The sequence below is a fragment of the Variovorax sp. GW460-12-1-14-LB1 genome, assembly GCF_059423605.1.
In genome coordinates, this window is sequence record NZ_JBWKYF010000021.1 from 82187 (window position 1) to 93633 (window position 11447).

11 protein-coding genes are annotated in these 11447 nt (G+C 69.8%); 6 read left to right on the forward strand and 5 right to left on the reverse strand.

Going from position 1 to position 11447, the window contains the following annotated elements:
• Positions 1-17: 17 nt before the first annotated feature.
• Positions 18-3644, reverse strand: a complete 3627-nt coding sequence (locus tag AC07Y4_RS13575; protein WP_495274680.1) for a hybrid sensor histidine kinase/response regulator — start codon at positions 3642-3644, stop codon at positions 18-20.
• 102 nt (positions 3645-3746) lie between these two features.
• Between AC07Y4_RS13575 and AC07Y4_RS13580 the strand changes: the two genes are divergently transcribed.
• The 5 genes from AC07Y4_RS13580 to ureC are packed head-to-tail and all read left to right on the forward strand — an operon-like array spanning position 3747 to position 7394.
• The gene (locus AC07Y4_RS13580) at positions 3747-4049 is read left to right on the forward strand and encodes an urease subunit gamma (protein ID WP_099792388.1); all 303 of its coding nucleotides are present in this window, start codon (positions 3747-3749) and stop codon (positions 4047-4049) included.
• A 33-nt stretch (positions 4050-4082) separates the two neighbouring features.
• Positions 4083-4679 carry a HupE/UreJ family protein gene (locus tag AC07Y4_RS13585; protein ID WP_495274673.1) on the forward strand — a complete coding sequence of 199 codons (597 nt, stop codon included), beginning with the start codon at positions 4083-4085 and terminating at the stop codon, positions 4677-4679.
• A 7-nt stretch (positions 4680-4686) separates the two neighbouring features.
• The gene (locus tag AC07Y4_RS13590) at positions 4687-4992 is read left to right on the forward strand and encodes an urease subunit beta (RefSeq protein WP_099792392.1); all 306 of its coding nucleotides are present in this window, start codon (positions 4687-4689) and stop codon (positions 4990-4992) included.
• A 12-nt stretch (positions 4993-5004) separates the two neighbouring features.
• A complete protein-coding gene (locus AC07Y4_RS13595; RefSeq protein ID WP_495274674.1) occupies positions 5005-5688 on the forward strand; it encodes a LysE family translocator in 684 nt (227 codons plus the stop codon).
• Positions 5676-7394, forward strand: a complete 1719-nt coding sequence (ureC, locus tag AC07Y4_RS13600) for an urease subunit alpha (RefSeq protein ID WP_495274675.1) — start codon at positions 5676-5678, stop codon at positions 7392-7394. Before AC07Y4_RS13595 ends, ureC begins: the two co-directional genes overlap by 13 nt.
• Before the next feature lie 4 nt (positions 7395-7398).
• Here the strand turns inward: ureC and AC07Y4_RS13605 are convergent, their stop codons facing one another.
• The 4 genes from AC07Y4_RS13605 to AC07Y4_RS13620 all read right to left on the reverse strand — a co-directional run bounded on the left by AC07Y4_RS13605 (position 7399) and on the right by AC07Y4_RS13620 (position 10653).
• Positions 7399-8799 carry an amidase gene (locus AC07Y4_RS13605; RefSeq protein ID WP_495274676.1) on the reverse strand — a complete coding sequence of 467 codons (1401 nt, stop codon included), beginning with the start codon at positions 8797-8799 and terminating at the stop codon, positions 7399-7401.
• A 153-nt stretch (positions 8800-8952) separates the two neighbouring features.
• Positions 8953-9891 (reverse strand): AraC-like ligand-binding domain-containing protein, encoded by a 939-nt coding sequence (locus tag AC07Y4_RS13610; protein ID WP_495274677.1) that lies wholly within the window; start codon positions 9889-9891, stop codon positions 8953-8955.
• Positions 9892-10024: 133 nt separating this feature from the next.
• Positions 10025-10429, reverse strand: coding sequence for a type II toxin-antitoxin system death-on-curing family toxin (locus AC07Y4_RS13615; protein WP_487847851.1), 405 nt, complete (start codon positions 10427-10429; stop codon positions 10025-10027).
• Positions 10426-10653: an AbrB/MazE/SpoVT family DNA-binding domain-containing protein gene (locus tag AC07Y4_RS13620; RefSeq protein ID WP_095743901.1), complete on the reverse strand. Its 228-nt coding sequence runs from the start codon at positions 10651-10653 to the stop codon at positions 10426-10428. The genes AC07Y4_RS13615 and AC07Y4_RS13620 overlap by 4 nt, the downstream gene beginning before the upstream one ends.
• Before the next feature lie 71 nt (positions 10654-10724).
• On the opposite strand from AC07Y4_RS13620, the gene ureE reads away from it, so the two are divergent.
• Entirely contained in the window at positions 10725-11336 is a 612-nt protein-coding gene (ureE, locus tag AC07Y4_RS13625) for an urease accessory protein UreE (RefSeq protein WP_307584141.1), read from the forward strand.
• Positions 11337-11447 lie beyond the last annotated feature (111 nt).

Sequence of the window (11447 nt, forward strand, 5' to 3'; positions counted from 1 at the left end):
CGGTGGAGACAACAGGGTCATGCGGCGCCCTCGGCGGCTTCGGCCAGCGCGCGGCCCATGGCTTCGAACTGGAACTGGCGGGCCAGCGCGCGCTGGGCCTCGGTCCACGCGGCGCACTCGGGCTGCGCGGCGTCGATGTCGTCGAGCTGGTTCATGATGCCCCGGAAGTAACCCAGGCCCACGGCCTCGTCGAGCGCGCGCAGGCGCGCGAGCGACGGCGGCTGCATCGCGCGCGGCGCGGCCACGGCGGGCGCGGGCCGGTCAGCGGTGTCGGTCCACTGCAGGGCCAGCCGACGCTCCAGCCAGTCGAGCAGTTCGGTGTGGCGCACAGGCTTGACGAAGAAATCTTCGGGCGCAATGCCCACGTCGTTGTCCAGGCCCTTGTCGAAAGCGTTGGCCGAGACGATGGCCACCGACGCCTCGACCAGCCCCAGCTTGCGCGCGCGGCGGATGGTCTCCCAGCCGTCGATGCCGGGCATCGCGAGGTCGACGAACATGGCGTCGGGCCGGTAGCCGGCGGCGATGAGGTCCAGCGCATCGTGCCCGCTGGCCGCGCTGCGCAGCTCGAAGCCCAGCGGCGCGAGCACATGGCCCAGCAGCTCGCGGTCGGCCTCCTCGTTGTCGACCACCAGCAAGCGCCGGCGCGCGCCCTCGTAGCCGCGCCGCGCGCGCGGTGCCGGTGCAATGCGCGCACTGCCCGCCACCGCCTCGTGCACGCGCGGCAGGAACAGCCGCACGCAGAACAGCGAGCCCTCGCCCGGCGTGCTGCGCACCTTCATCTCGCCGCCCATCAGGTCGGTCAGCATCTTCGCGATGGTCAGGCCCAGGCCCGCGCCCGGCGCCGACGACACCGCCGCGTGGCCACGCGCAAAGGGCTCGAAGATGCGCTCGATGTCGGCCGCCGTCATGCCCGGCCCGGTGTCCTCGATCTCGATGGCGGCGAACTCGCGCGCGTACGAAATGCGCAAGGTCACCTGCCCCGCCGCCGTGAACTTGATCGCGTTGCCCAGCAGGTTGATGAGGATCTGGCTCACGCGTTTTTCGTCGGCGCGCACCACGTCGGGCAGCGCACCGGCCGCCTCGAAGCGAAAGCGCAGGCCCTTCTCGGCCGCCTGCAGCTCGAACATGTCGGCCAGCTCGCGCATCGCATCGGCAAAGCGCATCGGCCGCGCGTCCAGCGTGAGCTTGCCGGCCTCGATGTGGGCGATGGCCAGCGTGCCCTCGATGAGCGACAGCAGGTGCTCGCCGCCGCGCTTGATCACGGCCACCGCCTGCTGGCGGTGCGGCGGCACCGAGTGGTCTTCGCCCATGAGCTGCGCGTAGCCCAGGATGCTGTTGAGCGGCGTGCGCAGCTCGTGGCTGATGGCGCTGATGTAGCGGCTCTTGGCCTGGTTCGCGAGGTCCGCCGCGCGCCGCGCCTGGTCGGCCGCGAGCTTGGCGTGCTCGGCGATCTCGCGGGCCTCTTCGGCGCTCTGCTTGGCGTCCTGCAGTGCGCGGTCGGTCTCGCGGTGCAGCGCAATCTCACGCACCAGCAGGTGGGTCTGGCGGTTCGATTCTTCCTGCGCCACCTTGCGGCTCTGGTGCGCCAGCACCAGCCACCACGCGACGATGCCCGCGATGACCAGCAGCGCCATGTAGGCCTTGAGAAAGCCCGAACGCAACGACGCCTGCTGCACCGCGACCAGCGCCCCGCCCACGTCGGCCTGCGCCGCCAGCGCGAGTGCGCCTTCGCTCAAGGCCCGCAGCTCCTGCTGGTAGAGCACGCCGAACACCACGGCCAGCAGCGGCACGATGACCAGCATCAGCAGCAGGAAGTGCCCGAGCCCCGTGTCGAGGTAGCGCCAGCTGCGGCGCGGCAGCAGCCAGCGCAGCACCGCGGACCACTGCGCCGACAGGCTCGCGTGCGGCTTGCACAGGTCGCCGCAGCGCGCGTCGAGCGTGCAGCACAGCGAACAGATCGCGCCCTGGTAGGCCGGGCAGTGCGCCATGTCGGGGCCTTCGTACTCGCGCTCGCAGATCACGCAGTGCTGCACCTTCAGGCGCTGGTAGCTGCCGCCCTCGTCCGGCGATGGCTCGACCCGCGCCCAGCGCACCTTGCGCCCGCCCGCGGCCGGCGCGAACAGCACGGAGCCGCCGGCATCAGAGGTGCGCGCCAGGTAGTACCTGCCGCCCGTGGCCCACGCCAGCAGCGGCGACGCCACCAACGCCGTGCCCAGCGCGATCAGCGCCGAGAAGGCCTGCGCCAGTGGCCCGAACACGCCCAGGTGCGCCGTGATCGACAGCACCGACGCCAGCGCCATCGCGCCCACGCCCACCGGGTTGATGTCCCACAGGTGCGCGCGCTTGAACTCGATGCCCGGCGGCGACAGCCCCAGCGGCTTGTTGACGACCAGGTCGGCCACCACGGCCATCATCCAGGCGATGGCGATGTTGGCGAAGAGCCCGAGCACGTCGCCCAGCGCCTCGAACACGTTCATCTCCATCAGCATGAAGGCGATGAGCGCGTTGAACACCACCCACACCACGCGCCCCGGGTGGCTGTGCGCCACGCGCGAGAAGAAGTTGCTCCAGGCCAGCGAGCCCGCGTAGGCGTTCGTCACGTTGATCTTCAGCTGCGAGACCACCACGAACAGCGCCGTCGCCGCCACCGCCCAGCCGTAGCTCGGGAACACGTACTCGTAGGCCGCCAGGTACATCTGGTTCGGGTCGACCGCGCGCTCCACCGGCACCATGTGCGTGATCGCCAGGTAGGCCAGCGCCGCCCCGCCCAGCATCTTGACCACGCCCAGCACCACCCAGCCCGGCCCGCCCGCCAGCACGCCGGCCCACCAGCGGCGTGCCGTGCCCGCGGTGCGCGCGGGCATGAAGCGCAGGTAGTCGGCCTGCTCGCCCATCTGCGTGATGAGCGCGATGCCGACCGTCAGTGCGGCACCGAACAGGTGCAAGTTGAATCCTTGTGCGCCCGACTTCGCCCCGCTGTAGTGCGTGATGCCCGCGAACGCACCAGGATCGCGCACGAGCACGAAGACGAAGGGCACCACCAGCATCAGCAGCCACAGCGGCTGCGTCCACAGCTGCAGCCGGCTGATCACCGACACCCCGTGCGTGACCAGCGGAATCACCACCAGCGCGCACACCAGGTAGCCCCACACCGGCGGAATGCCCAGCGCCAGCTCGAGCGCGTAGGCCATCACGGCCGCCTCGAGCGCGAAGAAGATGAAGGTGAAGCTCGCGTAGATCAGCGAGGTGAGCGTGGAGCCGATGTAGCCAAAGCCGGCGCCGCGCGTGAGCAGGTCCATGTCCAGGCCGTAGCGCGCCGCGTACACGCTGATCGGCAGCCCCGCCAGGAAGATGATGAGCCCCGTGACCAGGATCGCCCAGAAGGCGTTGGCGAAGCCGTACTGCACCAGCAGCGTGGCGCCGACCGCCTCCAGCACCAGGAACGAGGCCGCCCCGAAGGCCGTGTTGGCCACCCGCCATTCGGACCATTTGCGAAAGCGCTGCGGCGTGTAGCGCAGCGCGTAGTCCTCCAGTGTTTCGCTCGCGACCCAGCTGTTGTAGTCGCGCCGCACCTTGACGATGCGCTGGGGAGCGTCGTCGGTCAGGAGAGGTGGGTCGGCGGAATTCACACCGTTTCGGTGCAGCTTCCGTGCCACCGGGTACGGCATTTGGCGAACAGGGCACGACTGTTGCAAAGCCACAGCCTTGCCCATAATCACCGACCGCCACCCGACCCCACCCCCGCCATGGAACTGACCCCGCGCGAAAAAGACAAGCTGCTGATCTTCACGGCCGCGCTGCTGGCCGAACGCCGCAAGGCGCGCGGGCTCAAGCTCAACTACCCCGAAGCCGTCGCGCTGATCACCGCCGCCGTGATGGAAGGTGCCCGCGACGGCAAGAGCGTCGCCGAGCTGATGAGCGAGGGCCGCAGCGTGCTCACCCGCGCCGACGTGATGGACGGCATCGCCGACATGATCCCGGACATCCAGGTCGAAGCCAGCTTTCCCGACGGCACCAAGCTCGTGACCGTCCACCAGCCGATCGTCTGAACCTCCGCCACAAGAAGAAAGAAAGATCCCTCCATGCGCTTCGCAAAGACTTCCGCCCTGCTCTCCGCCCTCCTCCTGCCGCTGGCCGCCAGCGCCCACACCGGCGTCGACGGCGGCGTGCACCACGGTTTCGTCACTGGCTTCATGCACCCGCTCACCGGCGCCGATCACCTCGCGGCGATGGTCGCGGTGGGCCTGTGGAGCGCGCTGGTCGCGCGCCGCGCCTGGCCCGACCTGCTGTGGGCGCCGCTGGCCTTCGCGGGCATGCTGCTCGCGGGCGCGCTGGCCGGGCTGGCCGGCGTGCAGCTGCCGGCGGTGGAACCGATGATCGCCGCCTCGCTGCTGGTGCTGGGCCTGCTGGTCGCCACGCGCGTGCACCTGCCGGCCGGCGTCGCCATGGCCGTGGTGGGCCTGTTTGCCGTCTTCCACGGCGTGGCGCACGGCCACGAGCTGGCGGGCGAGCACGGCGCGGCCCTCACGCTGGCCGGCATGGTCAGCGCCACGCTGCTGCTGCACGCGGCCGGCATCGCGCTGGGCTGGGCACTGCGCCACGCCAACGCGTGGCTGCCCCGCGTGGCCGGCGCTGCCGTTGTCGGCCTCGGCGCCACTCTGCTGGCCCAGGCAATCTGAGGCGGCCATGACGCCCGGCGAACTTTTCACCGACGACGGCGAGCACACGCTCAACCCCGGCCGCCGCGCCCTCACGCTGGTGGTGCGCAACACAGCCGACCGGCCGATCCAGGTCGGCTCGCACTACCACTTCGCCGAAACCAACGGCGCGCTCGACTTCGACCGCGCCGCCGCGCGCGGCATGCGGCTGAACATCGCCTCGGGCGCCGCGGTGCGCTTCGAGCCGGGGCAGCAACGCACGGTCGAGCTGGTCGACTTCTCGGGCGATCGCATCGTCTACGGCTTTCGCGGCCTGGTTCAAGGCAAGCTCTGAGCTGACATCGGCATGCTGTCGCTCGCGATCTCCGCATTTTTTCTGGGCCTGGTTTTCAATGCCGCGCCGGGCGCCGTTTTCGCGGAAACGGTCCGTCAGGGAATGCAGGGCGGCTTCCGCCCTGCATTCGCTGTCCAGATCGGCTCGCTCGTTGGCGACGCGCTGTGGGCTGTTCTCGGCTTGGCCGGCGCAGGCATGCTGATGCAAATCGATGCTTTGCGTTGGCCGTTGGGTATTGCCGGCGTGCTCTATCTCCTGTGGCTCGCAACGGATAGTTGGCGTGCGGCGAAGCGCGATACCACCATTGACGGTTCGCAACCAGCGCCCGCTGGGCGAGCACTGCGCTCGGGCGTGGTCCTTTCCGTCACCAATCCCCAGAACCTTGCGTATTGGGCCGCGCTCGGGAGTGCGATGGCCGGCCTCGGCATGAACGAGCCGACTGCATCTCAATACACGGTTTTCTTCGCAGGCTTCATGACGGCATCGGTGTTCTGGTGTTTCGTGTGCGCGGGCGTCGTCGCCAAGCTTTTCGGCCGGGCCGGCCAGCGCTGGACGCACATCACGCACCGCATGTGCGCCATCGCATTCGTCGCATTGGCCCTTGCATCGATGCGCGATCTCTTGAACTTCACCGGCCCTGCTGAACCACGGCCTGCGACCTCTCCTGCAAAACAAGGAACGACATGGCAACCATAGGCAGGCGCGCCTACGCAGAAATCTTCGGCCCCACCGTGGGCGACCGGGTCCGCCTTGCGGACACCGACCTGCTGATCGAAGTCGAAGCCGACTACACGCTGCGCGCCGGCGGCTACGGCGAAGAGGTGAAGTTCGGCGGCGGCAAGACGATCCGCGACGGCATGGCGCAGTCGCAGCGCACGCGCGCGCAGGGCGCCGTCGACACGGTGATGACCAACGCGTTGATCCTCGACCACTGGGGCATCGTGAAGGCCGACATCGGCCTGAAGGACGGCCGCATCGCCGCCATCGGCAAGGCCGGCAACCCCGACGTGCAACCGGGCGTGGACATCGTCATCGGCCCGGGCACCGAGATCATCAGCTGCGAAGGCACCATCGTCACCGCGGGCGGCATCGACAGCCACATCCACTTCATCTGCCCGCAGCAGATCGAGGAGGCGCTGGCCTCGGGCGTGACGACCATGCTCGGCGGCGGCACCGGCCCGGCCACCGGCACCTTCGCGACCACCGCGACGCCCGGCCCCTGGCACATCGAGCGCATGCTGCAGGCGGCCGACGCGTTCCCGATGAACCTGGGCTTTCTCGGCAAGGGCAACGCCAGCCTGCCCGATGCGCTGCACGAGCAGATCGAGGCCGGCGTCATGGGCCTGAAGCTGCACGAAGACTGGGGCACCACGCCGTCGGCCATCAGCAACTGCCTGGACGTGGCCGACGCCACCGACACGCAGGTGGCGATCCACAGCGACACGCTGAACGAATCGGGCTTCGTCGAGAACACCATCGCCGCCGTGGGCGGGCGCGCCATCTGCGCCTTCCATACCGAGGGCGCGGGCGGCGGCCATGCGCCCGACATCCTGCGCGTGGTGGGCGAGTCGAACTTCCTGCCCTCGTCGACCAACCCGACGATGCCCTACACCGTGAACACGCTCGACGAGCACGTCGACATGCTCATGGTCTGCCACCACCTGGACGCCGGTATCGCCGAAGACCTGGCCTTTGCCGAGTCGCGCATCCGCAAGGAAACCATCGCCGCCGAGGACGTGCTGCACGACCTGGGCGCGATCAGCATGTTCAGCTCCGACAGCCAGGCCATGGGCCGTGTCGGCGAGGTGGTGATCCGCACCTGGCAGACCGCGCACAAGATGAAGCAGCAGCGCGGCACGCTGCCCGAGGACAGCGAGCGCAACGACAACTTCCGCGCGCGGCGCTACGTGGCCAAGTACACGATCAACCCGGCCCTCGCGCACGGCATCGCACACGAGGTGGGCTCCATCGAAATCGGCAAGTGGGCCGACCTCGTTGTCTGGAAGCCGGCCTTCTTCGGCGTGAAGCCCTTCACCATCATCAAGGGCGGCACCATCGCGATGGCCGCCATGGGCGATCCCAGCGCGTCGATTCCCACGCCGCAGCCGGTGCACTTCCGGCCGATGTTCGGCGCCTACGGCGGCTCGCTGGCGAAGAGCTCGCTGACCTTCGTCTCGCAGGCCGGGCTGGCCGCGGGCATCAAGGAGCGCTACGGCCTGAGCAAGCACCTGAGCGCCGTGAAGAACATCCGCAACGTGCGCAAGCAGGACCTGATCCACAACGGCTACACGCCGAAGATGGAGATCGACGCGCAGACCTACGCCGTGCGCGCCGACGGCCAGCTGCTGACCTGCGAGCCGGCCAAGGTGCTGCCGATGGCGCAGCGCTACTTTCTGTTCTGACGACTTACACGTCCGGGTGCCGGCGGTGCCAGTCGGTCGCCCGCTGGAACGCCCAGCCCGCGCGCACCAGCAGGTCTTCGCCGAAGTGCGGCGCTACGAACTGGAAGGCCACCGGCACGCCCGCCTCGGTGGCGCCGCCCGGCAAGGTGAGCGTGGGGCTGCCCGTGAGGTCGAACGGGCAGGTGTAGCGCAGCATGCCCGCCAGCAGCTCCGGGTCCACGCCGAGCTGGCCGGCACGCTCGAGCGTCGGCGCCGCGAAAGGAATGGCCGGGATCAGCAGCAGGTCGACCTGTTCGAAAAACGTGCGCACGCGGCCGGTGAAATCGGCGCGGCGCAGCAGCAGCTTCTGGTAGTCGGTGGCGCTTTGCGACAGGCCCAGGTCGATCAGCCCCGAGAGGCCCGGGCCGTACTCGTCACGCCGCGACGGGTACGTGGCCTCGTGCGCCACGGCGGTCTCGACCGCGCACAGCGGCGACCAGTCGAGCACCGCCTGCGTCGTGTCGGGAAACACCACCTCGCGCACCGAGGCGCCCAGCGACTCCACCGTGCGGATCGCGGCCGCCAGCGTGGCGCGCGTGGGTGCGTCCACGCGGTCCAGCGTCCACGCAGGGTCGATGCCCACGCGCAGGCCGGCCAGGCCGCGCGTCATCGTTGCCAGGTAGTCGGGCACCGGCACCGTGCTGGCCGTCGGGTCGCGCGGGTCGGCGCCCGCGATGGCCGCCAGCATCGCGCCCGCGTCGGCCGCGCTGCGCGTCATCGGGCCGATGTGGTCGAGCGAGGCGGCGAGTTCGAAGGCGCCGTGGCGGCTCACCCGCCCCCACGTCGGCTTCAGGCCGGTGATGCCGTTGGCCGCCGACGGAAAGCGGATCGATCCGCCCGTGTCGGTGCCCAGCGCGCCGAAGCACAGCCCCGCCGCCGTGGCCACGCCCGAGCCGCTGGACGACACGCCGGGCCACAGCGTGGCGTCCCACGGGTTGACCGGCGACGCGATCTGCGGATGGTGGTCGGCAAAGGCGCCTTCGGTCTGCTGCAGCTTGCCCAGGATCACTGCGCCAGCCTCGCGCAGGCGGTGCACCACGGTCGCGTCTTCCGTCGGGCGGAACGCCTTGTGGATCGTCATGCCGTGCGCGCTCGGCACGCCCTCGGTCCACAGCAGATCTTTCACGGCCAGCGGCACGCCGTGCAGCGGACCGCGCGCACGGCCGGCGGCGATCTCGGTGTCGGCACGGCGCGCCTCGTCGAGCGCCTGCGCGTCCATGCGCGTCGCATAGCTGCGCAGCCGGCCGTCGACGGCCTCGATGCGCGCGAGCATGGCGCGCGTGACCTCTTCCGACGAGCGCTCGCGCGACTGGATCTGCCGGCCGACTTCCAGCAGTTCGAGATGATGCAATTCCTTGTCCGCCATGACTGACTCCCGCGTGTGTAGGGTTGAGAAAGAAGGTCCGAATCCAAGTGGCAGAACCTGCCACCCCGGGCGAACCTTATCGGCGCGCGGCGGCCCGCGCTGGTCTCTTCCGGACATGCACTTGTGCTGGGGCGGACACCCCGCGCGCGGCGCTCAGCGCGGCTTCAGCAGCGTGTGCGGCGCGCAGCCGTAGGCCTTGCGGAAGACCCGGCTGAAATGCGACAGGTCGGAAAACCCGTGCTGGAACGCGACGTCGGTCACGCTGTGCGCGCGCCCACCCACCAGCGCCTCGCGGCTGGCCGCCAGGCGCGCCTGCCAGACCGCGCCCATCGCCGTGGCGCCCTGGCGCGCGAACGCCCGCGCCACGGTGCGCGCCGAGACGTGGTGCGCCTGCGCCAGCGCCTCGAGCGACAGCGCCGGGTCGTCCAGATGGCGCTCGATGTAAGCCGTCATGCGTGCGTGCAGGCCATGCTCGGCGCTGGCGTCACCAGTCCCGTCCTGCTGGAGTTCGAGCGTCACGGCCAGCAGATCGATGAGCGCGCCGCCGAAGCGCTCGGCGGCGACGGAATGCGGCTGCGCAAAGGCCGGGTTCGCCGTCTCCCGAAGCATCGCGTGCAGCGGCGCCGCGCCGGGGCGGTCCGCGGCGATGGTGCGGGCGGTGAAGTCCTCGGCCTTCACGAAGCGCCGCAGCAGCAGCCGGCGCGGCATGCGCGCCAGGTAGACCGAGCGCGCGTCCATCGTGCATTCGAACGGCCGGCCCGCGTCGTAGAGCACCATGTCGCCACTGCGCAGCCGCCCCTGCCGCCCGCCTTGCACCAAGGTGCCCTCGCCCTCCTGCACGAACGCCAGCCACAGGTCGTCCAGTGGGTGCCGGCGCAGGTGGGGCGCGTCGCGCGACCAGTGATGCATCGGCGCCGACATGCGGTTGACGCTGACCGCGCCCACCTCGCGCACGTCGAGCCGCCCTTCGAACGGCTCGGCCGTCATCGCACGGCTGGCCGCGGGAATGCAGTGGCGGCACACGACGTCGTGCCAGTAGTCGAAACGCAGCGGGGTCGCGACGTCGGTCGTCAGGTAGGCCAGGCTGTTCATGAGGCGGATGCTGGGGCGGATGGCGCGCGCAAGCAAGCCCCGCGCGGGGCCCGGTACTTGCTACGGGAGGAAGAACCCTTGTTACACCGTGCCCATGCCTGCGTTTTCACTCACCCGCGCCGCGCGCGCCACTTCAGTCGTTGCGTGGCCCCAGGTGCTCGCGAATCCACTGGGCGAGCGCGTCTTCGTCCAGCCCGCCTTCGGCGAGCTTCAGCGTGATGAGCACGCAGTCGTGGTCGGACGCCACCAACTCGAAGCCATTGAGGTCGAGGAACACTTCCATCGCGACGAAAGCGGTTCGCTTGTTGCCGTCCGTGAAGGGGTGGTTGCGCGCGATGCCGAAGGCATAGGCTGCGGCCAGCGTGGCCGCATCGGGCGATTCGTACAGCGCGCGGTTCTGCGGCCGGCCCATGGCCGAGGCCAGAAGGCCCTCGTCGCGCACGCCCGCCGGCCCGCCATGCTCGGCCAACTGCTCTTCATGCACCGCATGAATCAACTGCAGGCTGAGCCAGACCCAGGCCTGGTTGGCCGCGCTCATTTCGCCAGCTCGCGCAGCACGTTGCGCCGCTTCTTCATGACGCGCCGCGCCGCCTCCATCTGGCGTTCGAAGGCGTCGTCGTACGGCGTGAGCGTGAAGCCGCCACCCGCGGCCTGCGTGAGGTAGACCGTGTCGCCCTTGCCGACCTTCATGCTGGCCAGCACCTCCTTGGGCAGGATGACACCGACCGAGTTGCCGATCTGGGTCAGTTTGAGTGCGGACATGGCGGACTCCCACGAGCAAAAGTTATAACAAGCGTTATATTATTCCGCCTCATCTGGAGTCGCAACCCGCCATGCTCACCGCCAACAAACTCATGCCCCAGGGCCGCGGTCTCGCGCCCGTGCTGCTCAAGCGTGCCGCCACCATCGAACTCGACTGGGACGTGCGCCAGAAAAGCCGTTTCGACGCCACCGACTCGCAGGGCCGGCAGATCGGCATCTTCCTGCCGCGCGGCACCGCGGTGCGCGGCGGCGACGTGCTGGTCGCGGAAGACGGCTCGCTGGTGCGCGTGATCGCGGCGCCGCAGCCCGTGCTGCGCATCACGCACTGCACCGCCCACGGCACGCCCTTCGACCTGACGCGCGCGGCCTACCACCTGGGCAACCGGCATGTGCCGATCGAGCTCAAGCCCGACCACCTGAAGATCGAACCCGACCACGTGCTGGCCGACATGCTGCGTTCGATGCACCTGATCGTCGTCGCCGTCGAGGAAGCCTTCGAGCCCGAAGGCGGCGCGTATGGGGCGCAGGGGCATTCGCATGGCGGCCACAGCCATGACCATGACCACAGTCACGACCACGGGCACTCGCACAGCAGCGGCCCGAAGCCCCTCGTGCTCGCCCCCGAGCTGCTCGACGACGATCACGGCCACGGTCACGACCATTCCCACGGCCATTCGCATTGAAATGACCCACCGCCCTTCCCGTGCGCAGGACACCGGGTGCTTCCCGCAGCGAAATCAAGGAGGAGGGGCGAAGCCCCGGGGGACATTCGCGGAGGGAAGTACCCGGTGGCC